Origin of the sequence: Mesorhizobium sp. YC-39 (genome assembly GCF_025753795.1) — a bacterium.
GTDB lineage: Bacteria > Pseudomonadota > Alphaproteobacteria > Rhizobiales > Rhizobiaceae > Mesorhizobium.
Window position 1 is genome coordinate 287,046 of record NZ_JAOWPS010000005.1, and the last position, 24,233, is coordinate 311,278.

The 24,233-nt window shown below is 61.8% G+C and carries 24 protein-coding genes and 1 tRNA gene; 16 read left to right on the plus strand and 9 right to left on the minus strand.

Going from position 1 to position 24,233, the window contains the following annotated elements; all coding sequences use genetic code 11:
• Nucleotides 1-75: 75 nt before the first annotated feature.
• Nucleotides 76-372, plus strand: coding sequence for a hypothetical protein (locus OHD62_RS27060; RefSeq protein ID WP_263789124.1), 297 nt, complete (start codon nt 76-78; stop codon nt 370-372).
• Nucleotides 373-494: 122 nt separating this feature from the next.
• Here the strand turns inward: OHD62_RS27060 and OHD62_RS27065 are convergent.
• The 3 genes from OHD62_RS27065 to phaC form a co-directional block, all read right to left on the minus strand.
• Nucleotides 495-569: transfer RNA gene (locus OHD62_RS27065), tRNA-Glu, on the minus strand.
• Nucleotides 570-729: 160 nt separating this feature from the next.
• A complete protein-coding gene (locus OHD62_RS27070) occupies nt 730-1,935 on the minus strand; it encodes a D-Ala-D-Ala carboxypeptidase family metallohydrolase (RefSeq protein ID WP_263789126.1) in 1,206 nt (401 codons plus the stop codon).
• Between the two features lie 270 nt (nt 1,936-2,205).
• Nucleotides 2,206-4,041: a class I poly(R)-hydroxyalkanoic acid synthase gene (gene phaC / locus OHD62_RS27075; RefSeq protein ID WP_263789128.1), complete on the minus strand. Its 1,836-nt coding sequence runs from the start codon at nt 4,039-4,041 to the stop codon at nt 2,206-2,208.
• Between the two features lie 97 nt (nt 4,042-4,138).
• Here phaC and OHD62_RS27080 point away from each other — a divergent pair, with 97 nt between their 5' ends.
• The 7 genes from OHD62_RS27080 to recJ all read left to right on the plus strand — a co-directional run bounded on the left by OHD62_RS27080 (nt 4,139) and on the right by recJ (nt 10,907).
• Nucleotides 4,139-4,531 (plus strand): hypothetical protein, encoded by a 393-nt coding sequence (locus OHD62_RS27080; protein ID WP_263789131.1) that lies wholly within the window; start codon nt 4,139-4,141, stop codon nt 4,529-4,531.
• A gap of 50 nt (nt 4,532-4,581) precedes the next feature.
• Complete coding sequence (locus OHD62_RS27085; RefSeq protein WP_263789132.1) at nt 4,582-5,799, plus strand: LL-diaminopimelate aminotransferase; 1,218 nt, start codon at nt 4,582-4,584, stop codon at nt 5,797-5,799.
• 47 nt (nt 5,800-5,846) lie between these two features.
• Nucleotides 5,847-7,160 (plus strand): homoserine dehydrogenase, encoded by a 1,314-nt coding sequence (locus OHD62_RS27090; protein ID WP_263789133.1) that lies wholly within the window; start codon nt 5,847-5,849, stop codon nt 7,158-7,160.
• 87 nt (nt 7,161-7,247) lie between these two features.
• Complete coding sequence (locus tag OHD62_RS27095; RefSeq protein ID WP_263789134.1) at nt 7,248-7,604, plus strand: hypothetical protein; 357 nt, start codon at nt 7,248-7,250, stop codon at nt 7,602-7,604.
• A 66-nt stretch (nt 7,605-7,670) separates the two neighbouring features.
• The gene (locus OHD62_RS27100) at nt 7,671-7,838 is read left to right on the plus strand and encodes a Thivi_2564 family membrane protein (RefSeq protein WP_258593979.1); all 168 of its coding nucleotides are present in this window, start codon (nt 7,671-7,673) and stop codon (nt 7,836-7,838) included.
• A 222-nt stretch (nt 7,839-8,060) separates the two neighbouring features.
• On the plus strand, nt 8,061-9,044 hold the full coding sequence (gene glpX / locus OHD62_RS27105; protein ID WP_263789139.1) for a class II fructose-bisphosphatase: 984 nt from the start codon (nt 8,061-8,063) through the stop codon (nt 9,042-9,044).
• A 78-nt stretch (nt 9,045-9,122) separates the two neighbouring features.
• Nucleotides 9,123-10,907, plus strand: a complete 1,785-nt coding sequence (gene recJ / locus OHD62_RS27110) for a single-stranded-DNA-specific exonuclease RecJ (RefSeq protein WP_263789141.1) — start codon at nt 9,123-9,125, stop codon at nt 10,905-10,907.
• A gap of 78 nt (nt 10,908-10,985) precedes the next feature.
• Here the strand turns inward: recJ and OHD62_RS27115 are convergent, their stop codons facing one another.
• The gene (locus OHD62_RS27115; protein WP_263789142.1) at nt 10,986-11,957 is read right to left on the minus strand and encodes a GlxA family transcriptional regulator; all 972 of its coding nucleotides are present in this window, start codon (nt 11,955-11,957) and stop codon (nt 10,986-10,988) included.
• Between the two features lie 156 nt (nt 11,958-12,113).
• On the opposite strand from OHD62_RS27115, the gene OHD62_RS27120 reads away from it, so the two are divergent.
• Nucleotides 12,114-13,610, plus strand: coding sequence for an MFS transporter (locus OHD62_RS27120; protein WP_263789143.1), 1,497 nt, complete (start codon nt 12,114-12,116; stop codon nt 13,608-13,610).
• Between the two features lie 150 nt (nt 13,611-13,760).
• Here the strand turns inward: OHD62_RS27120 and OHD62_RS27125 are convergent, their stop codons facing one another.
• The 3 genes from OHD62_RS27125 to folE all read right to left on the minus strand — a co-directional run bounded on the left by OHD62_RS27125 (nt 13,761) and on the right by folE (nt 15,960).
• A complete protein-coding gene (locus OHD62_RS27125; RefSeq protein WP_263789145.1) occupies nt 13,761-14,732 on the minus strand; it encodes a patatin family protein in 972 nt (323 codons plus the stop codon).
• A 97-nt stretch (nt 14,733-14,829) separates the two neighbouring features.
• Nucleotides 14,830-15,288 carry a phosphoribosyl-AMP cyclohydrolase gene (hisI, locus tag OHD62_RS27130; protein ID WP_263789148.1) on the minus strand — a complete coding sequence of 153 codons (459 nt, stop codon included), beginning with the start codon at nt 15,286-15,288 and terminating at the stop codon, nt 14,830-14,832.
• A 36-nt stretch (nt 15,289-15,324) separates the two neighbouring features.
• Nucleotides 15,325-15,960, minus strand: a complete 636-nt coding sequence (folE, locus tag OHD62_RS27135) for a GTP cyclohydrolase I FolE (RefSeq protein WP_263789150.1) — start codon at nt 15,958-15,960, stop codon at nt 15,325-15,327.
• Nucleotides 15,961-16,201: 241 nt separating this feature from the next.
• On the opposite strand from folE, the gene OHD62_RS27140 reads away from it, so the two are divergent.
• Nucleotides 16,202-16,648, plus strand: a complete 447-nt coding sequence (locus tag OHD62_RS27140; protein ID WP_107648014.1) for an iron-sulfur cluster assembly scaffold protein — start codon at nt 16,202-16,204, stop codon at nt 16,646-16,648.
• Here OHD62_RS27140 and OHD62_RS27145 read toward each other — a convergent pair whose 3' ends face one another.
• Nucleotides 16,649-17,557 (minus strand): LysR substrate-binding domain-containing protein, encoded by a 909-nt coding sequence (locus OHD62_RS27145; protein WP_263789153.1) that lies wholly within the window; start codon nt 17,555-17,557, stop codon nt 16,649-16,651.
• 93 nt (nt 17,558-17,650) lie between these two features.
• Here OHD62_RS27145 and OHD62_RS27150 point away from each other — a divergent pair, with 93 nt between their 5' ends.
• The 5 genes from OHD62_RS27150 to OHD62_RS27170 all read left to right on the plus strand — a co-directional run bounded on the left by OHD62_RS27150 (nt 17,651) and on the right by OHD62_RS27170 (nt 22,352).
• Nucleotides 17,651-17,815, plus strand: a complete 165-nt coding sequence (locus OHD62_RS27150) for a hypothetical protein (RefSeq protein ID WP_263789154.1) — start codon at nt 17,651-17,653, stop codon at nt 17,813-17,815.
• An 83-nt stretch (nt 17,816-17,898) separates the two neighbouring features.
• Nucleotides 17,899-18,273, plus strand: a complete 375-nt coding sequence (gene yidD, locus OHD62_RS27155) for a membrane protein insertion efficiency factor YidD (RefSeq protein ID WP_263789155.1) — start codon at nt 17,899-17,901, stop codon at nt 18,271-18,273.
• Nucleotides 18,274-18,421: 148 nt separating this feature from the next.
• Nucleotides 18,422-19,240, plus strand: coding sequence for a class D beta-lactamase (gene blaOXA, locus OHD62_RS27160; protein ID WP_263789157.1), 819 nt, complete (start codon nt 18,422-18,424; stop codon nt 19,238-19,240).
• A 112-nt stretch (nt 19,241-19,352) separates the two neighbouring features.
• A complete protein-coding gene (gene thrS, locus OHD62_RS27165) occupies nt 19,353-21,326 on the plus strand; it encodes a threonine--tRNA ligase (protein ID WP_263789158.1) in 1,974 nt (657 codons plus the stop codon).
• A gap of 87 nt (nt 21,327-21,413) precedes the next feature.
• Nucleotides 21,414-22,352, plus strand: a complete 939-nt coding sequence (locus tag OHD62_RS27170) for a lysophospholipid acyltransferase family protein (protein ID WP_263789159.1) — start codon at nt 21,414-21,416, stop codon at nt 22,350-22,352.
• A 48-nt stretch (nt 22,353-22,400) separates the two neighbouring features.
• On the opposite strand, the gene OHD62_RS27175 is transcribed toward OHD62_RS27170, so the two are convergent.
• A complete protein-coding gene (locus OHD62_RS27175; RefSeq protein ID WP_263789160.1) occupies nt 22,401-23,366 on the minus strand; it encodes a hypothetical protein in 966 nt (321 codons plus the stop codon).
• A 175-nt stretch (nt 23,367-23,541) separates the two neighbouring features.
• Between OHD62_RS27175 and OHD62_RS27180 the strand changes: the two genes are divergently transcribed.
• Nucleotides 23,542-24,126 carry a nitroreductase gene (locus OHD62_RS27180; RefSeq protein WP_263789162.1) on the plus strand — a complete coding sequence of 195 codons (585 nt, stop codon included), beginning with the start codon at nt 23,542-23,544 and terminating at the stop codon, nt 24,124-24,126.
• The last annotated feature ends 107 nt before the right edge of the window (nt 24,127-24,233 follow it).

Below are 24,233 nucleotides of genomic sequence, written 5' to 3' on the forward strand. Positions count from 1 at the left end.
GCACTTTCGACAATCACCGCCACCAAACGGTTACAAGAGAGGGCCATGCTGCCTTGTCTTAACCAGGAGGTAACCATGAACTTGACGTACAAGGCGGTTCAGGAAGTGCTCCGAAAAGCCGGCATTGTCATGAGCAAGAAGGGGGAAGTCCACCGCATAAACTTCTTCAGCGGTCTGGAGGACACTGCCTACTACACGACAGATCTCCAGGATGTTCTGGACAAGGGCTTGGCGATGTCGAACGGAAGGCCGCGTTCAGGCGGCCATGTCAGGACGGGAATGGCGACGGGGACGCGTCCGGCAAATCTGGCCCCATTGCTGCGTCTCATCGTGAATCGGGAAAGCGGGGTCGCCGACCGCCCCCGAGGCTGACGCTGAGGTCGGAGAAGAATTATGTGCGTCTGCCGCGACCGCGGTCTTTTCGAACGGAAGCACGATTGCAACAGCGAACGTTCGCCGTCGACTTAGAGTTGTCATGGTTTCAGCTGGCTATCTGGTACGCCCAAGGGGAATCGAACCCCTGTTACCGCCGTGAAAGGGCGGTGTCCTGACCGCTAGACGATGGGCGCGCTCAGATGTGAGCGGTTTATAGTTGCGTTGTTTGAAACCGGCAACCCGTCTGCCGCGCCTGCGACAACTTTTTTCGGTGGCCGCAAACCGCGTCTTTCGGGCGCACTAGTCCGCTCGGCGCATATCGGGTGCGCCTCCTCGGCCAGCGTCTTGCCGGAGCTAGTGGGCGCGCCGGCGGCAGCGCCAGTTCCAGTCGCGCTCCGGACCGACGTCGACGTGAACGGATTCGGTATGGCAGTAGGTGCCGACACCGCCGCGGCCGGGCATGGTGCGGATATAGTTCGCCAGATCCCACTTCGAAACGCCTGGAACCTGGATGTCGGCGGCGGCGCAGTACATATGCAACGAGTTCTTGGCGCCATTGGCGCGGCGGTTGCGGAACGGGTCGCGATAGCCTGAGGTGACGACCATCTTCCTGCCGTAGTGGCCCTCGATCGTCTTCAGCACCCGGACCAGCGACGGTTTCAGGCAAGCGACGTCGACGCTCTCGTTCTGCTTGAGAAGGCCGTTGGGCGCCAGCCGGGCAAGACCGGCGGCGGACGCCACCTGATAGGAGCCGCCCGAACCTTCATCCTCGTTGAGATCGACGTCGCTCTCGTCGTCGAGGCCGGATTTGCGCTTGATCTCGAACAACGCCGTCTGGCGCACGCCGGGCAAGGCGTCGCTGGTGTAATTGCTGGTATCGGTCGAAGCCAGCTGCACCGGCTTTTCGGCCGGAGTGGCCGAGGCCAGCGTAACGGTCGCCTTTGCCGGCGTCGGTGTCGTGATCTTGGGCTGCGCGGCTGCGGCGTGTGCGACAGCGGGTAGCTCGCCTGACCTTGCATTGAGCACCGGAGCCGGTGCGGCAGAGGCGGGCGTGGCGCTGAAGAATGAGGCAAGGAAGCTTTTCTTCGGCGCTTGCGGCTGCGGCTCGCCGGCGGTGACATAGACCGGATTGTTCATGACCGGAGCGGCACCTTCCGGCTTCGGCGTGGCGGCGGCCGCATCGGCCGTTTGTGTCTTCTGCACTGCTGAGCCAGCCTGTTCAGCCGTCTGCGCGGATTGCTCCAATGGTTGCGGCGTGTGGCCGGCAATCGTCTCGGCGCCCGCGGGAATGGCAACCGGGAAACCGGCGTCGGGCTTGGCCCCGGGTCTCGCCACCGGCACATAGGCGACCTGTTCGGGAAGGGCCGCGTCGCCCTCGGCCGTCGTCGTCATTTGTGATGTCGTCACCTGCGACGACGAATCGACAGTGGCGACTTGGCTGGCGCCAGAAGCGGTACTGATATCGGCTGATGTGGCGTTGTAGCCCGGCATGCCAACGGACAAGGTGGGGTCACCGGCGGAGGTGCAGGATGCCAGAAGCACGGAAAAAAGCGCTGCCACAATGGCGCGGCTTTCTCCCTTCGCGAGGCGCGATCCTACTGATTTCAAAACAAAATTCCCCCTCGATGTCCGACCGGTACGTCATTGGCGCGACGTCTGGACGTCTCACCGAAATGCTCCTTGTTTCCCCGACCGGAAACGAGACCTGTGTCAAATCCGCAAGCCTGAAAGTAATTCGACGGCAACAGCTGAATCGAGGCTGCCTGAGGGTTGACGACACCATTTCGTCCTCTTTTGGCGGCGCGTCAACTCACCACACATTACAGAAGGTTACACGCGCACCCTGACATAGGTGCCGGGAGCATCGCCCAAGGTTTTCATATGCTTGCCGGGTTTGCGGGCGGGAACTCTGGTATTGTCCCTGGCTTCGATCCAGCGTTGCCAGTGCGGCCACCATGAGCCGGGATGGTCGGTGGCCGTGGCGACCCACTGGTCGAAGTCACCCACTGGCTTGCCGCCTGTCCAGTAGTGATATTTCTGCGCCGCCGGTGGGTTGACGACGCCAGCGATATGGCCGGAGCCGGCCATGACATACTCGACCTCGCCGCCGAAATATCGCGAGCCGAGGAACACCGAGAGCGCCGGCGCGATATGATCTTCCTTCGAAGCGAGGTTGTAGACCGGGATGGTGATATCACCGAGCGAGATCATGCGGCCGGCCAGTTCCATCATGCCTTGCGACAGATTGTTCTCGAGATAGCAGTTGCGCAGGTAGAAGGAGTGGTTGGCGGCGCCCATGCGGGTCGAATCGGCGTTCCAGTAGAGCAGGTCGAAGGGCAGGGGATCCTTGCCGCGCATATAGTTGTTGACGACATAGGGCCAGATCAGGTCACCCGAGCGCAGCATATTGAAGGCAGTCGCCATCTTGGTGCCGTCGAGATAGCCTTTCTCGTTCATCGATTTTTCGACGGCCGCGACCTGTTCCTCATCAACGAACACTTTCAGGTCGCCGGCATAGGTGAAGTCGACCTGCGTGGTGAAGAAGGTGGCTGATTTGATGCGGTCGTCGCCCTCCTGCGCCATCAGTGCAAGTGCTGCCGCCAGCAGCGTGCCGCCGACGCAATAGCCAATGGCGTTGACGTCTCTCTCGCCGGTGGCCTTTTCGACCATGTCGAGGCCGTATTGCAGGCCCTCCCGGATATAGGCCTCCCAGCTCTTGGTGCCGTGCCGCTCATCCGGATTGATCCAGGAGATGACGAAAACGGTATGGCCTTGCTCGACCGCCCAGCGGATGAAGGATTTTTGCGGGTTGAGATCGAGAATGTAGAATTTGTTGATCCATGGCGGGCAGATCAAAAGCGGTCGCTTGAGCACCGTCTCGGTCACCGGGTCGTATTGCAGGATCTCGGCGACATCGCTGCGGCCCACCACCTTGCCGGGCGTCGTGGCGAGGTTCTTGCCGATCTCGAAGGGCGAGTAATCGGCCTGCCTGAGTTTCAGGTCGCCCTTGCCGGCGGCGATGTCCTCGGCCAGCATCTTCATGCCGCGCACCAGGTTTTCACCATTCGACGCAATGGTCTCGCGAAACAGCTCCGGGTTGGTCAGGATGAAGTTCGACGGCGAGATGGCGTTGGACACCTGCTTGACGTAGAAGCTGGCCTTGTGGCGGGTGTGCTCGTCCAGGCCATCGGCGTGCTCGACCAGCTCGGCCGCCCAGCGCGAGGTGACGAGATAGGCCTGCTTCAAAAAATCGAAGAAAGCGTTGCGGCCCCATTCCGGGTCCTGGAAACGCTTGTCGCCACGCTCGGGCTTGACCGCGTCGTCGGTATCCTGGGCGTCGGCGCTGATGCGCTGGATGGCATTGGCCCAGACGGTCATGTAACCGGAAAACAGCCGCGTCTGCGCTTCCAGCGCCCGCTGCGGGTCGGAAAGCCAGTATTCGCTGAGCTTGGAGAAGGTTTTCACCATGTCGACGACCGGCTCGGAGACATGGTCGCGCACATCGCCTTTTTCGCGCGGCTCGGCCCAGGCGGAGGCTGCCTTGCCGGCCTGCTCGATCATGCGCGCCATGTTCAAGGCGAAGCGTTCCGGGTCCTTCACCAGATATTGCTCAACGGTCGAAGGCTGGTCATCTTCCGCTTTGCCCGAATCGGGTGTTTTGGACATGGTGCGCGGGGTTCCTCCCGAAGCGTTTTCTTGACATATTATCATGGGACATCCGACAGGGTCCAACGCGCTCTACCCCGGATGCCAAGGAAACAATATGACAATTAATATTGGCGAAACTGTTTTTTCCGGCACTGGTCGTTTTTGCCGCACGGGCGCGGCAGTCGTCTTGCTGGCGATCGCTGGCTGTTCGAGCACCAACATCGAGGGCGCCACGCCGGTTGCGACCGCCGAAGGGCCGAAGGACACCGGCACCTATCCGAACCTCAACGTTCCGCCGCAGGTGGCGGCCGAGCAATTCACCGAAGCGGAAAAGAATGCCAAGCTCGCGCAGTTGAAGGCTGACGAGCAAGGGCAGGGCTCGAAGGGCGGCGCGGTCAAGGTGACTAGCCCGGCGACGCTGAATGCGCTGGCTAAGCAGCACGGGCCCGATACGCTGAAGCAGATCGGAGCCAAATGCGACCCCGCTCTCGACCCTGACTGCAAATAAGCCTATATCGCGCGACCGAAAACCACCTTTGCCAATCGTCTGGAACTGCCATGGAAGAATTTCACAAGGTCCGCCGGCTTCCGCCTTATGTTTTCGAGCAGGTCAACCGGCTGAAGGCCAGCGCCCGCTCGCGCGGCGCCGACATCATCGACCTTGGCATGGGCAATCCGGACCTGCCGACGCCCAAGGCGATCGTCGACAAATTGTGCGAGGTCGTGCGCGATCCGCGCACGCATCGTTATTCATCGTCGCGCGGCATTCCGGGCCTGCGCCGCGCCCAGGCCAATTACTATGCCCGCCGCTTCGGCGTGAAGCTCGACCCGGACACGCAAGTGGTGGCGACGCTGGGCTCGAAGGAAGGCTTCGCCAATATGGCACAGGCGATCACCGCCCCCGGCGATGTGATCCTGTGCCCCAATCCGACCTATCCGATCCATGCTTTCGGCTTCATCATGTCGGGCGGCGTCATCCGCTCGCTGCAGGTCGAGCCGGATGATGGCTTCATCCCGGCGCTTGAGCGTGGCATCCGCCATTCGATCCCGAAGCCGCTGGCGCTGATCCTCAACTATCCATCGAACCCGACGGCGCTGGTCGCCTCGCTCGATTTCTACAAGGATGTCGTCGCCTTCGCCAAGAAGAACGACATCATCATCCTGTCGGACCTTGCCTATTCGGAAATCTATTTCGACGGCAATCCGCCGCCCTCGGTGCTGCAGGTGCCGGGCGCGATCGACGTGGCGGTCGAATTCACCTCGATGTCGAAGACCTTTTCCATGCCGGGCTGGCGCATGGGGTTCGCGGTCGGCAACGAACGGCTGATCTCGGCGCTGACGCGTGTAAAATCCTATCTCGACTACGGCGCCTTCACGCCGATCCAGGTGGCGGCGGCGCATGCGCTGAACGGCGACGGCGCCGACATCGCCGAGGTGCGCGACATCTACCACAAGCGCCGCGACGTCATGGTCGACGCCTTCAGCCGTGCCGGCTGGACCATTCCCGCACCGGCGGCGTCGATGTTCGCCTGGGCGCCCATCCCGGAGCCGTTCCGCCACCTTGGCTCGCTTGAATTCTCCAAGCTGCTCATCGAGCACGCCGATGTGGCGGTGGCGCCGGGTGTCGGCTTCGGCGAGCATGGCGACGATCACGTGCGCATCGCGCTGGTCGAGAACGAGCACCGGATCCGCCAGGCGGCGCGCAACATCAAGCGTTTCCTGGCGTCCAGCGCTAAGCAGCCCAACAATGTGGTGCCGCTCGCCGCGCATCGCTGAGTTGCCTGATATCACATCGATCAAGTTCTTGAGGGGCGTCGCCGGACATGGCTGAAGCGTTGCGTGTTGGAATTGCCGGTCTTGGCACCGTCGGCGCGTCGGTGGCGCGCGTGTTGCGTGACAAGGCGGCAGAGCTGACGCGCCAATGCGGGCGCGACATCGTCGTGTCGGCTGTTTCGGCCCGCGATCCAAAGCGTGACCGTGGCGTCGATCTTGGGGCAGCCAAGTGGTTTGACGATGCGACGAAGATGGCGCAGACCGCCGACATCGATGTCTTCGTCGAGCTGATCGGCGGCGACGAGGGTGCCGCGCGATCGTCCGTGAAAGCGGCACTCGAGGCCGGGCGCCATGTGGTCACCGCCAACAAGGCGCTGCTCGCCAAGCACGGCGTGCAGCTTGCCGAGGTCGCCGAGAGGAAGGGCGTGCTGCTCAATTACGAGGCGGCGGTGGCCGGCGGCATTCCGGTCATCAAGACGATGCGCGAGGCGATGGCTGGCAATTCGATCACGCGCGTCTTCGGCATCCTCAATGGCACCTGCAACTATATCCTGACCCGCATGGAGGCCGAGGGCCTGTCCTTCGACGCCTGCCTGAAGGATGCGCAACGGCTTGGTTATGCCGAGGCCGATCCTACTTTCGACATCGAGGGCCAGGACACCGCGCACAAGCTGTCGATCCTGACCAGCCTGGCCTTCGGCACCAAAATCGCCGCCACCGACATCTATATGGAAGGCATCTCCAACATCAGCCAGGCCGACATCCGCGCTGCCGGCGATCTCGGCTACCGGATAAAACTGCTCGGCGTCGCCCAGCGCACGGAAAGCGGCATCGAACAGCGCGTGCATCCGACCATGGTGCCGACAGCGTCGGTCATCGCGCAGGTGCATGGCGTGACCAATGCTGTTGCGATCGAAACCGATATTCTGGGTGAACTCCTGCTCTCCGGTCCGGGTGCCGGAGGCAACGCCACCGCTTCGGCTGTCATTGGCGACATCGCCGACATCGCCAAGAGCCGGCCCGGTTTCCAGCACGGTCCGGTTTTCGGCCGGCCGACGAAGGAGCTCAAGCCCTACAAGAAGGCGCTGATGCGCAGCCATGCCGGCGGCTATTTCATCCGGCTAACCGTGCATGACCGTATCGGCGTCTTCGCGGCGATCGCCAAGCGCATGGCCGACAACGATATTTCGCTGGAATCGATCGTGCAGCATGCCGCCGGCCCGGAAACCGCGGCCCAGAAGACGGTCATCCTCGTCACCCATGAGACGACCGAGGCTGCGGTGCGCAAGGCCGTTGACGGCATCACCAAGGACGGCCATCTGACCGACAAGCCGCAGGTGATCCGTATCGAGCGGGCGGGTTAATCAGCCGAACGTCGCGACTGCGATCGATCGGAACGAATTTCAGCTCGCGCCGTTCTCCTCAGGTCTGCAACCCCGAGGAAACGCACAATGGCCGAAGCATCGAAGCCTGACAGCTCCAGCATCGACGACATCCAGAAGGCGCTCGAAAAACAGATCGCCGACCTGCGCAAGGAGGTCGCCAAGATCAATAAGAGCATTTCGGAACGCGGCGCTGAATTGGTCGCCGATGCCGAGGAGCAGGCATCCGGAATGTACGACAGCGCTGCTGCTCGCGCGACGCGAACCGCGCAGCAATTGCGCACTCAAGCCCATGCGGTATCTGAAGCGGTGCGGGAAAATCCAGGCACAACAACGGCACTGGTGGGCATGATCGGCCTGCTTGGCTTCCTGGCAGGAATGGCTGTCGGGCAAGCCATGAACGACACGCCGAGGCGATGGTATTGATCTAGTTTTTGAGAAGGCCGGCTTCGCCGGCCGTTTCGTTCTGCATATCATTTTCAGGAGGGCGCCATGGCCTCGTCCATGTTGATAGGCATTCTGATCACGTTCCTGGTGATCATTCTTGTTCTCTATCTGGTTCAGCGTCTTCCGCTTGACGCCAGGATGCGACAGATCGCCCAGATCATCGTCATCATCATCGGCATTATCTCGCTGCTCAAATACCTCGCGGTGTTCTAGGCGAGCGGCCAATACCGGGTCTCGCGGCCCACATAAAACCCCATTTTACTCACTGAAACACACCCGGTTCAGCGCAGACGGGCGTGCTTATTATGCCTTCAATCGATTGATATTCTTGTCTTTTCGAGAAATCATTGAGCGGGTCTTGTCCTTGTCATGCTGGTTTGAGAAAAGGAGCGCGCCTCTGGCGGGAGGCAATGTGCCAACGAGGATTTTCCACCGATGAATGTGGCCCAGAACATCATCGCCGGTCTTGACCGGATACTCACCATGGAACTGGTGCGCGTCACCGAACGCGCCGCGGTTGCGGCCGCCAGACTGCGCGGGCGAGGCGACGAAAAGGCCGCCGACCAGGTCGCGGTCGATGCCATGCGCCAGGAGCTCAACCGTCTCGCCATCAAGGGCACGGTGGTGATCGGCGAGGGCGAGCGCGACGAGGCACCGATGCTCTATATCGGTGAAGAGGTCGGTTCCGGCAAAGGCCCGGCGGTCGATATCGCGCTCGATCCGCTTGAGGGCACGACGATCTGCGCCAAGAACTTGCCCAACGCGCTGGCCGTCATCGCGATCGCGGAAAAGGGCAGCCTGCTGTTCGCGCCCGATGTCTACATGGACAAGATCGCCATCGGCCCGGGCTACGCTGACGGCGTCGTCGATATCGATGCTTCGCCGGCCGAAAACATCGCCAGCCTGGCCAAGGCCAAGGGTGTGCCGATATCGGAGATCACCGCCTGCATCCTCGACCGGCCGCGCCATGGCAAGTTGATCGAGGCAGTGCGCGCCACGGGCGCCGCGATTCGGCTGATTGGTGACGGCGACGTCGCCGGCGTCATCCACACCACCGATCCGGACGAGACCGGCATCGATATCTATCTCGGCACTGGCGGGGCGCCGGAGGGTGTGCTGGCGGCGGCTGCGTTACGTTGCACCGGCGGCCAGATGCAGGGGAGGCTGATCCTCGACACGCCGGAAAAAGTGGCGCGGGCGGCGAAGATGGGCATCTCCGATCCCAAGCGCGTCTACCGCACGCAAGACATGGCGCGCGGCGACGTGCTGTTCGCGGCAACCGGCGTGACCGACGGCAACATGCTGGCCGGCGTCAAATTCGGCCGTAATTCCATCACCACGCATACGATCGTGCTGCGCTCGTCATCGCGCACGGTGCGCGAGATCAAGGCGCGCCACCAGGATCTGGAAAAGTTCTGATTCGCCGGATTTAGCCGTCGCATATTGTGAGAGCCGTCGCATATTGTGAGAAATGACAATTTGCAGATGGCGCGTCGCGTGACGGGCGAAAGACGTTTTTTCCTCGATGTCAGGCAGTCGGCCACCGGTCTCTCCTGGGAGCACCGGTTGACCGAGCGGCAAGACATGACCGCGCTCGCCATCGCTCAGGGCCATGGCGTGCCGGACATTGTCGCGCGCGTCCTTGCCGGGCGCGGCGTGAGCGCCGAGCAGACCGAACGGTTCCTCGATCCGACCATCCGCGACCTTTTGCCGGACCCGGCCTCACTGACCGATATGGACAAGGCCGCCACCCGTATCGCCGGCGCTATCATGGCCAGGGAGAAGGTGGCGATCTTCGGCGACTATGATGTCGACGGCGCGGCCTCGTCGGCGCTACTCAAGCGGTTCCTCGCCCATTTCTCGGTGCCGTCGGAGATTTACATACCGGACCGCATTTTCGAGGGCTACGGCCCCAATCCGGAAGCCATGCGCGAACTCGTGTCGCGCGGCGCGACGCTGATCGTCACCGTCGATTGCGGCACCAACAGTGCCGTTTCCGTCGACGCGGCGAGGGACGCCGGCGCCGATGTCGTGGTGCTCGATCACCATCAGGTCGGTGGACCGTTGCCGGCTGCAAATGCGGTCGTCAATCCCAATCGCGAGGACGACCTTTCGGGCCAAGGTCATCTCTGCGCTGCCGGTGTCGTCTTCCTCACCCTGGTGCAGACGGTGAGGGTCCTGCGCGGCCTGTTGCCGAATGCTGCGCCGCCGGACCTGCTTGCCTTGCTTGATCTCGTGGCGCTGGCCACTGTCTGCGATGTGGTGCCGCTCACCGGCGTCAACCGCGCCTTCGTGGTCAAGGGGCTGCAGATGGCGCGCCAGCAGCGCAACGAGGGGTTGGCGGCGCTGGCCCGGGTCTCGCGCATCGGCGAGCCGATCAGCACCTTCCATCTGGCCTATCTGATCGGTCCGCGCATCAATGCCGGCGGGCGCATCGGCGATGCAGCGCTTGGCAGCCGTCTGTTGGCGACCGACGATCCCGTCGAGGCCGGCGCCATCGCCGAGACGCTCGACCGGCTCAATCAGGAGCGGCAGCTGATGGAGCAGGAGATGCTGGCCGCGGCACGCGTTGAGGCCGATGCCGAGCTTGCCGGCGGCAATGGCCCGGCCATCGTCGTCACCGCCAGTTCCAATTGGCATCCGGGCATCGTCGGCCTGCTTGCCTCGCGGCTCAAGGACCATGCGCGCCGGCCAGCCTTCGCCATTGCCTTCAATGCCAATGACGTCGGCACGGGTTCGGGCCGCTCCGTGTCGGGCTTCGACTTGGGACGGCTGGTGCGCGAGGCGGCCGATGCCGGGCTGATCGTCAAGGGCGGTGGTCACGGCATGGCCGCCGGCATCACCGTGGAGCGGGCAAAACTCGGCGTGCTCAGGGCGTTCTTCGAGGAACGCGCGGCGGCGGACGTGTTCCGGCTACAGGACGAGGAAAGCCTGGCCATCGACGGTGCGCTATCGGCCGAGGGCGCGACGCTCGACCTGCTCGACGCGCTGGAGAAGGCGGGTCCATTCGGGGCGGGGCATGTCGCGCCGGTCTTTGCGCTGCCGCGCCATCGGCTGGCGGACGCACGGGCGGTCGGCACCAATCACATCCGCGCCGAATTGCAGTCGGAAAGCGGCGGCCGCATCCAGGCAATCGCCTTTCGCGCCGTCGATACTGCACTCGGCGAATTCCTGTTCAAAAACAGAGGCAAGCCGGTGCATGTCGCCGGTTCATTGTCGGCGAACCACTGGAACGGCAACCGCACGGTGCAGTTTCGCATCGTCGATGCAGCACGTGCGTAAGAGTCCTGTTTGACCGTGATTTTCTCCGAACCGCGGGGAGCGCGGCAGGATCACGGCAGGGGCGGGCGGCCGACAACTCTATGATCGAATTTGCTTTCGAAATTCGCCCGGCGCCATTCCGGTCGTTTTGGAGAAAGTACGACTGAATGAAGCGACATCCTGGTAGCCCACCCGATAGCAGATTTCCGAGATGCTTAGCTTCGTTCCCTCAAGCAGCGATCTTGCCAATTCAAACCGTTTTTCCTGGATCCATTTTCCGGGCGTCGTCTTGAGTTCAATGGCAAATCTACGAGACAGCGTTCGCGGAGACATGCCAAGTCCCGTCGCGAGAAAGCTCAAGTCGATTTCACGTATCTTGTTTTTCGAGAGTTCACGCAGTTTGTTCTCCAGCGGGTTGGCCTCCTTCGAGAATTCTTCGAGAGGAAATTCGTAAGGGCTCTGAAATTTGCGCGAAGGCGGAAGAACCAGAAGTTTTCTGACGATCCGCTCCTCCTTCGAGAAGCCCAAATCGACCAGCAAGGCTTTGGCAAGTTCCAGTCCTGAAAATCCACCGCCGCAAGTATAAAGGCGACCGTCTCGAACAAGCATGCGGGAAGAATCCCATTGAACTTGCGGAAATCGGCGACTTACGTGGGACTTCAGCCACCAGGATATTGTCGCGCGCTTGCCGTCCAGCAGGCCCGAATTGGCGAGCAAATAACACGCGCCGCAGTGTGCTGCGATGATTGCTTCCTGTTGTCGCGCGAGTGCGATCAGCGGCTTTGAGTGTTCACTCTCCTCGTCAAGCGAGCGCAAGAGTTCGGGAATTTCGACGCCCGGCATCGCGATGAGAATCAACACATCCATTTTTCGGGACGGTTGCGTCTTTGCCGGGAAGGAAATTCCGGCGGTCGACGTTGCCGGCGATGCCCTGGAAACGAACTCGCACGAAAGAACCTGCGAGCCGCAGACGTCATTCACGAGCTGAAACATCTCGACCAGCGTCGAGACAACCGCTGAATAGAAATCGGACGGTAGCCAGATCACAACGTGGATGGGCCTAACAGCCATTTGCACCATTCCCTGTATTGGTTGCGGATGGCAAGTTTAGCACAATATTTGTCAAAAATGCCAATTCCGGAACAAACGCGGCGCCTCCAGGATGGCCGCATGCGGGTCCCGCCGATGAAGAGCGGGCTTCGAAAATCCATGGCTGGGAAGATGCAAATGCAGAAATCGCTGAATCAAACCGATACGGACGCGATGGGTGGGCCGGATTCAAACGACGCCACACAACCGCTACGCTGGGCCGGGCTCAGGCTCGCGCTGCTGGCGTTCGCACAGTTCATAATCGCGATCGATTACAACATCGTCTATGTCGCCCTGCCGGATATCGGCCGAGATGTCGGGTTTACAGCTCAGTCGTTGCAATGGGTGGTGAGCGCTTACGCCGTGGCCTTTGGTGGTTTCCTATTGCTCGGCGGGCGGGCAGCCGACCGGCTGGGTCCGCGACGCATGTTTATCCTAGCACTTGTGCTCTATGGCGTTTCATCCCTGGCGGGCGGATTGGCACCCAACGCTCTCACACTGGTGGTCGCAAGGGCAATTCAAGGCTTAGGCGGGGCGCTTCTGTTTCCTGCAACACTGGCGCTGATCAACACGAGTTTCGCCGAGGGTACCGAACGCAATCGGGCACTGGCTATCTGGGGCGCCGCGGGAAGTGGCGGCCTGGCGGCCGGTGCAATCATTGGAGGCATCCTCACCAGCGGCTGGGGTTGGCAGGCAGTCTTCTTCTTCACCGTTCCGCTGGCCTTGGGAGCCGCTCTTGTTGCGGCACCAGTTCTGCTGGCGCCCGATCCGGCGCCTAAGGGCCGAAGGCAGAGCTTTGATCTTCCCGGCGCGCTGGTCGTCACGACAAGTGCAACCCTGTTGGTGTTCGGTCTGGCCAGCGGACCGGAAGCGGGCTGGCATACGGTCAGGAGTGCAGGATCGCTAGTGATTGGTGTGCTGCTGCTCGGGACCTTCATTCTCATCGAGAGACGCGCGCGCGATCCGCTCGCACCACTGCGGTTGTTTGCCAATCGCGGCCTTGCGACGGCCATGGTGGTGAGCTTCTTCCATCACATGGCGTTGAGTTCCGGTTACTACCTTCTCACGACCTACTTTCAGAACCTGCTCGGCTATAACGCGCTCGCCGCCGGCTTGGCATTCGTGCCGCTCGGAGTGCTTGCGATGATCGGTGGGGGAAAGGGCGCTGCGCTGCTGCTCAACAATTGGGGGACTCGCGCTACGATGTTCGCCGGCATGTTCATATACGGGGTCGGACTGGCAGCGATCGCTTTTGCCATGTCGCCAGGAGGCTCGTATTGGGCGGTGCTGCCAGGGATCCTTATCTATGGTTTCGGTGGCGGCATTGCCTTTACGACGCTGTTCGTGGCCGCCGCTTCCGGAGTTGCCCCCAATGAACAGGGAGTCGCGTCGGCGCTGGCGTCGACCTCCCTGCAAATCGGCGCGGCCCTGGGTCTTGCCGCCATTCTCGTCGTTGCCAATGTTGGTTTGGGTGGACAAGCTGGCGCTGCATCGGATGTTGTCGACGGATTGCGTATGGCAGGATGGTTTGCCGCGGCGGCGGCTGTCCTCGGTGCGGTTCTGGCCCTGACGCTCAAGCAACGGAATCCGGGGGTACCTCTGGATGTCGCTGCTTCTCCCGAATCCGCTTGTTGATCCGTCCTCAGTGACAAGTCGCCCGCAACGCGTCGCGTTTGAACGGATTCATGCGACGCGCTGCGGGGTCTTGTTTTGATGCATGTCGTAATCGCAAACCGCTGCGCACCCTCGGGTCAAGCCCGAGGGCATGCTTTTGCGCGACATGCATTAGGCGAGGACGGTCTGCAGCCTGGTCAGTTCGCCGATCTGGGCCATGGTCGCCTGATAGCCGATGCGGATCGCTTCGTCGGCACGATGGAATTCGGTCAGGCCGATATGGCTGAGCTTCGGCTGCAGCGACATATCGGGCGGGTCTCCGGCAAGCCGCGCGCGCGAAATGCGATCCTGGATGATGTTGAAGGCTTCGACCATGACGCCGGTGATGCCGAGCCGTGACTCGCGGAACTGGTATCCGGTGTCGACCTGGCCGGCTCTTGGCGCATCCTTCTCGATAACCAGTTCGCCGGCGCTATGCTTGATGACGGCTGCCCGACCGAACAGATCATAGTGAAGGTTCACCGCGACCACGAGCGGCTGCTCGTAGGCGCGGCAGACCGAAACCGGCACCGGATTGACCAATGCGCCGTCGACCAGAATACGCCCGTTGCAATTGACCGGTTCGAACACGCCAGGCAAAGCATAGGAGGCGCGCATGGCAGTGGTCAGCGAGCCGCTCGACAGCCAGATTTCATGGCCGGTGCGGATCTCCGAGGTGACGCAGACGAACGGTTTCGACAGATCCTCGAAACGGAAGCCGGCCATATGTTCGCGCAGCCGTGCGTCGAGCTTCATGCCGCCGAACAGGCCGCTGCCGCGCAGATTGAGATCGAGGAGACCAAAGATGCGCCGCTTGTTCAGGCTTCTGGCGAATTCTTCCAATTCGTCCAGCTTGCCGGCAAGGTAGCAGCCGCCGACCAGCGCGCCGATCGACGTGCCGGCGATCATCGACACTTCGATGCCGGCTTCATCGAGCGCGCGCAGCACGCCGATATGAGCCCAGCCCCGCGCGCAGCCGCCACCCAATGCCAGCGAAATGCCGGTCTTCTTGGCAGGCTGCGTTTCGGATGCACCGCCAGACGAGGAGGGGCCATTGGCCTCGCTGACATCCGGTCTGTTGCGCAATGACGCCCATTCGAGCATCACAATCTCCCTTGTCCCACAGCTAATGTAGAGGCGGGCCGTATCGAAATCATGAATATACGTGACGGCAAGTCGGCGAATGGTTCATATGGATGGTTTATTTGGGCTTTCGATATGTTTCTTCCGCATCGAACAGTGGCTTGCTGCCGTCACCGGCAAGCGTCCCCTTGCCGTCGATCAGCCCCACCGTCCGATAAAAGCAGGAACGCCGGCCGGTGTGACAGGTTGCGTCGTGGCCCAACACTTTGACGCGCAGCCACAATGCGTCCTGATCGCAGTCGGTACGCATCTCGACGACATGCTGGACATTGCCGGAGGTTTCGCCCTTCTTCCACAGCGCCTTGCGCGAGCGCGACCAGTAATGGGCAATGCCGGTTTCGAGCGTTAGCGCCAGCGCCTCGGCGTTCATGTGCGCGACCATCAGCAGCATACCGTCTTCGGCATCGGTGACGACGACAGTGACGAGGCCGCCGGCATCGAAGCGCGGCGAAAAAACCGCGCCTTCCTCCAGTGCCTTCTTGTCCGAGGGAGCTTTTGGAAATTCCAGTGCCGACATCGCCGGTCCTTATCTGGCGAAGCCGGCGCGGGTCATTCAGACCCCGCCGCCGCGCACCATGGTGACGAAACGGACCTGCTCTTCAGGCGTGTCCTTGAAAACACCCGTGAAGGTTGAGGTCAAAGTGGTGGAGCCCTGCTTGCGAATGCCGCGCATGGCCATGCACATATGCTCGGCCTCGAGCATGACGGCGACGCCGCGCGGATTGAGCACGTCCTGAATGACGCCGGCGATTTGCGCAGTCATCGCTTCCTGCGTTTGCAGGCGATGGGCGAAGATGTCGACGACGCGCGCGATCTTGGACAGGCCGACGACCTTGCCGTCCGGCAGATAGCCGACATGCGCCTTGCCGATGATCGGCACCATGTGGTGCTCGCAATGCGAGTGGAAGGATATGTCCTTGACGATTACGAGGTCGTCATAGCCGGCGACTTCCTCGAAGGTGCGGCCGAGTTCGTCGGCCGGGCACATATCATAACCGTTGAACATTTCGCGGAACGCCTTGGTGACACGCTTGGGCGTGTCGATCAGGCCCTCGCGGTCAGGATTGTCGCCGGTCCAGCGCAAAAGCGTGCGCACCGCAGCCTCGACCTCGGCTTCGCTCGGCCGGTCGGTGACCGGCTTTTCCATATAGGCGGACTGGGGCATGAGCTTCTTGATGACGGCATCCATTAAAGGCGTCTCCCGTAGTTCCCCTCTCAGGAGGAACGAGTTGAACGGACCACGACCTTTCGCGCTTGGAAAATCGCCCGGTTTCCAGCCCGCAAGCGGCGTGAACTGATTTGAGCAAGGACAGGGCCTTTGGTTGCCTTGTCGATGCCCGACTGCCAGCATTATATATGGTCGTGCCGAGCGAATGAAAGACGCATCAGCGGCAATCGCTGTTCGCTTGGCGGCGACGGATTGGAAAAAAATGATCGACGACGTCTACAATGCGAAAATTCTGGGTTTTGCCGGAAACATCGCGCGGATCGGCCGGCTCGAACATCCCGATGCTACGGCGCGAGCGCATTCCAAACTGTGCGGCTCGACGGTCACCGTCGATCTGAAGATGGATGACGGCATCGTCACCGATTTCGCGCATGATGTGAAGGCTTGTGCGCTCGGCCAGGCCTCGTCCTCGATCATGGCCGAACACGTCGTTGGTGCGAGCGCGGATGAATTGCGCAGCGTTCGCGAGACAATGCTGAAGATGCTGAAGGAGAACGGGGCGCCGCCACAAGGCCGTTTCGCCGACCTCAGATATCTGGAACCCGTGCGCGATTACAAGGCGCGCCACGCCTCGACCATGCTGACCTTCGATGCCGTGGTCGACGCCATCGGCCAGATCGAGAAGAAGCGGGCGGAAGAGGCGGCTTGATCAGGTTTCGTTTTCGGTCGGCCATGCACGGAGTTCCTCGACAAGCCAATCCGCAAAAGTCCTTGCTGGCTGGCTAAGGCGCTGGAAATCAGCGGCGACAAGCCAATAGGCGCCATAGGGCACTTCCATCTCGAATGGTCGAACCAGCAGACCGGCTCGAAGATCCGCGCCGTTCAGGATGCGGTCACCCAACGCAACGCCATGCCCAAGCTTCGCGGCCTGCATGGCAAGGGCTGCATCTGTAAACAATGGTCCTCTCTGCAGCGCGAGATCTGGAAGGCCCACCGCTTGAAACCACCTCGCCCAGCCATCGCGATTGTAGTCGTGGAGCAAGGTATAGTGGCGCAGGCCGGCGGGAGATGTCAGAGGGGCGCCAGACGCGAGCAATGCGGAAGTCAGGACTGGCGTCACCAGAACGTCGACCAGATGCCGCGCTTCAGTGCGCGGCCAGGACCGGACGGTCGCTCCATACCGGATTGCGATCTCTGCTTCGTGACCGCGGAATTCGATAAGCCGGGATTCCGCGTCGATCGAAATGTCGATATCGGGATGACGTTCCCGAAACGAATTGAGACGCTGTATCAGAAACTCGCCGGCGAAGGACGGTTCGACACTGACCGCTAACTGGCTCTGGGCCCGTTTGCTGACAATTTGCGACAGCCGACGGTCGATATCGTCGAAACTGGTGGTCAATTGAGCGAGGAGGGTTTGCCCCACTTCCGTCAGCTCGACCTTGCGGTGAAGCCGCTCGAACAGCGGCTTGCCGACCAAGGTTTCCAGTTCTCGTATCTGGCGGCTGATCGCCGCTTGCGAAACGAAAAGCTCCTCGGCAGCGCGGCTGAAGCTCAGGTGCCGGCCGGCCGCCTCGAAACTTCTCAATGCCGTCAGTGGAAGCCGCCCACGCTTCATTCGCATAACCCAGAGTTATCCGAGGCAGAAATTATACTCGTTTGAGGACGAAGGCCAGCAGCGATCTAATCGCTGCCTAGAGGAGAAGCGGCCATGAACGAATTTCTGGATATCTTCGGTGACGTGATGCGGATCGTGACGTTTCAGTACCAGCCGCCAAGACCGACGCGTATGGAGTCCGGTGGCAGTTGGCGAACCGAAACAGGTTCGCCTCAGCGGACCCACCCGACGGGCCGCGCGTATCCGCGCCATCGTTGAATGCCATCGAGGAGCCGAAGAGACATTGCTTTCCCCGGCCAATGTCCACATCTATCGACGACAGGAAGACGATCCGGATCGCGATGAGCAACGAGCACCAGCACGCACATGCTGCATTGGCCGCACGGCGCGGGCGCAATTGGCCCGGCCCGTGGCGCAAGACGCCAGGCCGGGTTCTCGGCACGTCGCTTGTCCGGCTCTACCAGCTGACGCTGTCCGGCTTTGTCGGCAATTCGTGCCGGCATCTGCCGACCTGTTCCGAATACGCGCATGAGGCGATCGCCCGTCACGGCCTGTGGGCGGGTGGCTGGATGGGTTTCTTCCGGGTGCTGCGCTGCGGGCCGTTCGGCACGCACGGCATCGACCGGGTGCCGGAGGTGTTGGCTGAGCGCTATCGCTGGTTCATGCCCTGGCGGTATTGGCAGATCGGCAGGAAGCGCGGCGAATCCGAGATCTGACTGCGTCCACCGGATTTCAGCGCCGGCCGATCTTTACGAACCGGTAGGGTTAATACAAGCCTGCACAAAGACTGCAAATTTGAGACAAAATCGAGACAAGACGCCTCGCTAAGCCACTTCCGGTAATCCCTTCAGGAAAGAGCTTTGCATGCGCCAGATAGACCGCCGTCCCTTCGTTTTCGCGATCGTTCTTTTCCTTCTGGCCTGGCTGCTTGGTTTCCCGTTGCGGGCGCAGTCGGCGCCGCTCGGCGCCGTCGAATGTACGCTGATCCAGAATGCGGTGAGCGGCGAGACGCTCTACCGGGACGGCGTTTGCGACCAGCGCTTTAGCCCGGCCTCGACCTTCAAGGTGCCCTTGGCCCTGATTGGCTATGACTCCGGCATTCTGAGCGACGAGCACACGCCAAGCTGGGACTACAAGCCCGAGTTCAAGGCGGTGAAGCGGGACCGGAAAACCGTCGATCCGACAATCTGGGAGCGTGATTCCGTCCTCTGGTATTCCCGTGAAATCACGCGCCGGCTCGGCGGCGAACGCTTTGCCGGATATGTGACGAAGTTCGGCTATGGCAACATGGATGTCTCCGGCAATGCCGGCAAGAATGACAGCCTCACAAATTCCTGGGTGAATTCGTCGCTCGAAATATCGCCTGTCGAGCAGACTGCTTTCCTGCGCCGGATGCTTGCCGGCAAAATGCCGGTTTCGGCCAAGACGCATCAGATGGCCGAAGCGATCATTCCGAGCTTTCATGCTGGCGGCTGGACTGTGCAAGGCAAGACCGGGAGCACGAGGCTCGGCAATGGCGGCGCGGACAAACGCTCGCTTGGCTGGTTCGTCGGCTGGGCTGAGAAGAATGACCGCCAGATTGTGTTTGCACGGCTCGTCGTCAATGCGAACCGGACCGATATGCCGAAGGGCCTCGAGACGCGCGCAGCGTTCTTGAAAGAGCTGCCTGGCTTGATCAAATAGCGGAACGAGCGCTTTACTGCGCCGGAATCTACCCCTAAAAGGCTGCCGCCGCCGGACGTATCCGGCATTTCACCACCCGCGCTCGTTTGCGGGACTGGATAGGAGATACCTGATGTTGAATTCCGTTTCCCTGACATTTCCCGATGGTTCCGTCCGCGACTACGACGCGGCGATGACCGGCGCGGGTCTCGCCGAATCGATCTCGAAGTCGCTGGCCAAGAAGGCCGTCGCCTACTCGATCGACGGCGTGGTGCGCGATCTCGGCGATCCGATCGGCAAGTCCGGCAAGGTCGAGATCATCACCCGCGAGGATCCGCGCGCGCTGGAGCTCATCCGCCACGATGCGGCACATGTGCTGGCCGAAGCCGTGCAGGAATTGTGGCCGGGAACGCAGGTGACGATCGGGCCGGTGATCGAGAACGGGTTCTATTACGACTTCGCTCGCAATGAGCCATTCACGCCCGACGATTTCCCGGTGATCGAGAAAAAGATGCGCGAGATCATCGCGCGCAACAAGCCGTTCACCAAAGAGGTCTGGTCGCGCGACAAGGCCAAAAAAGTATTTGCCGACAAGGGCGAGCGCTACAAGCTGGAACTGATCGACGCCATCCCCGACGATCAGGATCTCAAGATCTATGCGCAGGGCGACTGGTTCGACCTCTGTCGTGGTCCGCACATGGCTTCGACCGGGCAGATCGGCAACGCCTTCAAGCTTATGAAGGTGGCCGGAGCCTATTGGCGCGGTGATTCGAACAACCCGATGCTGACGCGCATCTACGGCACGGCCTGGGCCGACCAGGCACAGCTCGATGCCTATCAGATGATGCTGGAGGAAGCCGAAAAGCGCGACCACAGGAAGCTCGGCCGCGAGATGGACCTGTTCCATTTCCAGGAGGAGGGGCCGGGCGTCGTCTTCTGGCACGCCAAGGGCTGGAAGATGTTCCAGAACCTGGTCAACTACATGCGCCGCCGTCTCGACGAGCAAGGCTATCAGGAGGTCAACGCGCCGCAGGTGCTGGACAAGAGCCTGTGGGAGACGTCGGGCCACTGGGGCTGGTACCGCGACGCCATGTTCAAGGTGACGGTCGCCGGCGACGATACCGACGACGACCGGATCTTCGCGCTGAAGCCGATGAACTGTCCAGGCCATGTGCAGATATTCAAGCACGGGCTGAAGTCCTATCGCGATCTGCCGGTAAAGCTTGCCGAATTCGGCAATGTGCATCGCTACGAGCCGTCGGGCGCGCTGCACGGGCTGATGCGCGTGCGCGGCTTCACGCAGGACGACGCGCATATCTTCTGCACCGAGGAGCAGCTCGCCTCGGAGTGCCTGCGCATCAACGACCTGATCCTGTCGACCTATGCCGATTTCGGTTTCGACGAGATCAGTGTGAAGCTGTCGACGCGTCCGGACAAGCGCGTCGGCACCGACGAGGCGTGGGATCACGCCGAGGCGATCATGGGCAGCGTGCTGGAGACGATCCGTACACGGTCGGGCAATCGGATCAAGACGTCGATCAATCCGGGCGAGGGCGCCTTCTACGGGCCCAAATTCGAATATGTGCTGAAGGACGCCATCGGCCGCGAATGGCAGTGCGGCACAACGCAGGTCGACTTCAACCTGCCGGAACGGTTTGGCGCCTTCTACATCGGCTCGGATTCGGAGAAGAAGCAGCCCGTCATGGTGCATCGCGCCATCTGCGGCTCGATGGAACGCTTCCTTGGTATCCTGATCGAAAACTATTCCGGCCATTTCCCGTTGTGGTTCGCGCCATTGCAGGTGGTGGTGGCGACAATCACTTCGGACGCCGACGACTACGCGCAAAAGGTCGTCGCTCAGTTGAAGGCGGCCGGGCTCCAGGCGGAAGCCGATCTGCGCAACGAGAAGATCAACTACAAGGTCCGCGAGCACTCGCTGGCCAAGGTCCCGGTCATCCTCGTCTGCGGTAAGCGCGAGGCGGAGGAAGCGACGGTCAACATCCGCCGTCTGGGGTCGCGCGATCAGGAATCGCTTGGCCTGGCTGAAGCCGTGAAGTTGCTTTCCGATGAGGCGGTCACGCCCGACCGCAGGCGCCGCGCGGCCTGATCTCTCTTGGATTTCGATGAAAATGGCGGTGGGGCGATCCACCGCCATTTTCACATCCCTGTCATGGCATGAGTTTAACAAATCGCGATGCTGAAGCTGAAACTGCGCGAAAGACCGTTTCCCGAACTTTCCTATGCCAGCCCGCATCAGCCGGCATTGACGCGCTGGTTCATCCACTCGATCGAAGGTCTGTCCGGGCGCGACCGCTATGCCGCGCTCTATGATTTCTGGCGCCGTCACGTGGTGCCGACCGGCGAGCGCGTGTTCAGTCGCATGCTCGAGCTGATTGACGTTCGGGTGCGGACCGCCGACCAATGGCCGCCGGCAAGACTGCCCGACACGCCGCTGGTGATCGTCGCCAACCATCCGTTCGGCATCGGCGACGGCATAGCCGTGCTGTCGCTGGCCGAGCAGCTTCAGCGCCCGTTTCGCGTCATGATTCACAAGGATCTGCTCAAGATCCGCGAGATGGAGCCTTATTCGCTGCCGATCGACTTTTCAGAAACCAAGGATGCGCTCAGGAACAACATGGCGGTGCGCCATGAGGCGGTGCGGCTGCTGAAAGAGGGCGTCACCATCGTCGTCTTTCCAGCCGGCGGCGTTGCCACTGCGCCAAAGGGGTTCGGCCGGGCGCGCGACCTGCCATGGAAGATGTTTCCGGCCCGTCTCGTGCAGGATGCCAGAGCCTCGGTCATTCCCATGCATTTTTCCGGCCAGAACGGTCGCCTGTTCCATCTGGTCAGCGGTCCCATGAACATGGCCGAGCGCGACGGACGCGTGGCGAAATTCGTCGGCAAGGCCTCGCTGACGCTGCGTACATCGTTGCTCATCCGTGAATTCGCGCGGCTCTCCGGCAAATCGATCGAGGTGCGCGTCGGCGGTGCGCTGACTTGGGAAGAACTGGAGCCTTTGCGTGACCGCAAGGTGCTGCTCGACCGCCTCTATCGTGGCGTGTTCGATCTGGCGCCGGCCGAACCGCGCGGCCGTGTGCAGTTCCTTCCGCGACGCATGCGCAAGGCGGCCTGAGAGTCAGGCCTTGCCGGAACCCAATCTTCAGGGTGGTGTCCGGACGGTTTAGTCCGCGCCTTCCTCGGGATCGATCGCCGAGGCTTCCGAAGCCAGAACCTCGATCTCCTTGTTCTGTCCGGCCACGACCGTAAAATCCTTCTGATAGATACGGTCGCGGTTCTTGGCGATGATGGTGTAGTCGCCCTCGGCTAGGACCATCGAGGCAAAGGCGCCGACGGTTTCCTTGATGGGATCGCCAGATTCGTTGAGCAACGACCAGGAGGTGTCGGCGATCGCCTCGCCGCCGGGCTCGCGCACCAGCTTCATGGTCATCTCGGCTGCGCGATGCTCGACAGTCGCTTCAGTCAGCTTGCCGGCCTCGACGCGGATGTCGGAGCGAATGACCGCATTCACCGCGCCATAGGTCGAGACGACATGGTAGACGCCGGCGTTCAGCCGCACGACGCTGTTCGGCTCGACGTCGGGTATGATCAGCGCACGGTCGCCATTGGCTTCGGCATGATCCTCGTAGATCGAAAAGCGCAGCTTTTTCGGCGGGATGCGCGCTCCGCCCGACAGCACGGCGTCGAGCTTGAGACCGCCGGCATCAAGCACAAGGCTCTCGCGCCTGGCGTCCTTGCCGACGGTGATGCGCTTGGTGGCGCCGGCCCGCCCATAGGAGGCGTGGACCAGATAGCTGCCGGGCTCGAGCTGGAACACGGCGGTGCCGCCATGGGCGGAAGCGACCATCGGCAGCTTGCCGTCGCTTGCTGTTTCAGGCTTGAAGACGCGCCAGACGATGCCGCGCGTGATGTCGGCGCCCTTGTCGGTCAGTTGCGCCGACAGCGTGATCGCGCCGCTGCTGCCCAAAGCCAGCGGTGTCTCGCTTTTCGGCGTCGCGTAGCTGGAAATCCCGGGAAGCTTCAGATTGCCGATGCCGTCCGCGTCCTGCGCGATGGCGGATGAAGCCGGCACCGCCAGCAGCGCGGCGCCGAGCCAGATCAGGAAAAGACGCAGCATCCCCTCAAACATGCCTTGCGTTGAAGCCCAAGGCGGTGGCAATTTCAAGGCTTAAGAGTCCGGATCGCTTCCGCTTACGCGTGTTTCGGTTTGGAGGGCTCTTCCGCCCGGCGCGTCCGCGCCACTGCCCGAGCCGCCCGATGCCGCGATGGCGTGCTTCAGCTCAAATTCCAGGAGACTTGCGTCCATGGCGTCGCCGATCATCGACTTTCTGCTGACCCGAAATTCCGCGCCGATCCCGGAGCTGAAGGAGCCGGCGCCCAGCGACGCCGACATCGCGACAATGATTGCCGCTGCCTCACGGGTGCCGGACCATGGCCGGCTGGAACCCTGGCGCTTCATCCTCTACCGGGGCGAGTCCCGCATCGAGATCGGCAAGAAACTGGCAGCCCTTGCCGAACAGCGCGAAGGGCCGCTGCCCGAAGGCCGCCGCAACCAGGAACTGGCGCGCTTTTCGCGCGCGCCGCTGGTGGTTGGCGTGGTGTCGAGCCCGAAGGAGAACCCGAAGATCCCGCAATGGGAAATGTTCCTGTCCGGCGGCATGGCGGCGATGAACCTGATGATATCGGCTAATGCGCTGGGCTATGGTACCAATATGATCAGCAACTGGTATTCAGACGTGCCCGAGGGCAGGGCGATTCTGGGGCTGGCGCCGCATGAGCGCGTTGTCGGCTTTGTCCACATCGGCTCTTATCAAGGGCTAGCGCCAGAGCGGCCGCGCCCCGATGCGGCAAAACTCTATGCTGACTATCAGGGGCCCTGGGCGGGGTAGATGTGTGATATTCAGGTGATGCCAGCCTGCAAACGATGGTCTCCCGCGCTTCCGGTGCTCACGTACTTCAAGTACGCTCCGCTCCGGTTCTCGGAAATCATCGTTTT

Coding starts and splice junctions, on each gene's coding strand:
- OHD62_RS27060 (WP_263789124.1), top strand. CDS start 76: ATGAACTTGACGTACAAGGCGGTTCAGGAAGTGCTCCGAAAAGCCGGC.
- phaC (WP_263789128.1), bottom strand. CDS start 4,041: ATGTCCAAAACACCCGATTCGGGCAAAGCGGAAGATGACCAGCCTTCG.
- OHD62_RS27080 (WP_263789131.1), top strand. CDS start 4,139: ATGACAATTAATATTGGCGAAACTGTTTTTTCCGGCACTGGTCGTTTT.
- OHD62_RS27085 (WP_263789132.1), top strand. CDS start 4,582: ATGGAAGAATTTCACAAGGTCCGCCGGCTTCCGCCTTATGTTTTCGAG.
- OHD62_RS27090 (WP_263789133.1), top strand. CDS start 5,847: ATGGCTGAAGCGTTGCGTGTTGGAATTGCCGGTCTTGGCACCGTCGGC.
- OHD62_RS27095 (WP_263789134.1), top strand. CDS start 7,248: ATGGCCGAAGCATCGAAGCCTGACAGCTCCAGCATCGACGACATCCAG.
- OHD62_RS27100 (WP_258593979.1), top strand. CDS start 7,671: ATGGCCTCGTCCATGTTGATAGGCATTCTGATCACGTTCCTGGTGATC.
- glpX (WP_263789139.1), top strand. CDS start 8,061: ATGAATGTGGCCCAGAACATCATCGCCGGTCTTGACCGGATACTCACC.
- OHD62_RS27115 (WP_263789142.1), bottom strand. CDS start 11,957: ATGGCTGTTAGGCCCATCCACGTTGTGATCTGGCTACCGTCCGATTTC.
- OHD62_RS27120 (WP_263789143.1), top strand. CDS start 12,114: ATGCAGAAATCGCTGAATCAAACCGATACGGACGCGATGGGTGGGCCG.
- OHD62_RS27125 (WP_263789145.1), bottom strand. CDS start 14,732: ATGCTCGAATGGGCGTCATTGCGCAACAGACCGGATGTCAGCGAGGCC.
- hisI (WP_263789148.1), bottom strand. CDS start 15,288: ATGTCGGCACTGGAATTTCCAAAAGCTCCCTCGGACAAGAAGGCACTG.
- folE (WP_263789150.1), bottom strand. CDS start 15,960: ATGGATGCCGTCATCAAGAAGCTCATGCCCCAGTCCGCCTATATGGAA.
- OHD62_RS27140 (WP_107648014.1), top strand. CDS start 16,202: ATGATCGACGACGTCTACAATGCGAAAATTCTGGGTTTTGCCGGAAAC.
- OHD62_RS27145 (WP_263789153.1), bottom strand. CDS start 17,557: ATGAAGCGTGGGCGGCTTCCACTGACGGCATTGAGAAGTTTCGAGGCG.
- OHD62_RS27150 (WP_263789154.1), top strand. CDS start 17,651: ATGAACGAATTTCTGGATATCTTCGGTGACGTGATGCGGATCGTGACG.
- yidD (WP_263789155.1), top strand. CDS start 17,899: ATGAGCAACGAGCACCAGCACGCACATGCTGCATTGGCCGCACGGCGC.
- blaOXA (WP_263789157.1), top strand. CDS start 18,422: ATGCGCCAGATAGACCGCCGTCCCTTCGTTTTCGCGATCGTTCTTTTC.
- thrS (WP_263789158.1), top strand. CDS start 19,353: ATGTTGAATTCCGTTTCCCTGACATTTCCCGATGGTTCCGTCCGCGAC.
- OHD62_RS27170 (WP_263789159.1), top strand. CDS start 21,414: ATGCTGAAGCTGAAACTGCGCGAAAGACCGTTTCCCGAACTTTCCTAT.
- OHD62_RS27175 (WP_263789160.1), bottom strand. CDS start 23,366: ATGTTTGAGGGGATGCTGCGTCTTTTCCTGATCTGGCTCGGCGCCGCG.
- OHD62_RS27180 (WP_263789162.1), top strand. CDS start 23,542: ATGGCGTCGCCGATCATCGACTTTCTGCTGACCCGAAATTCCGCGCCG.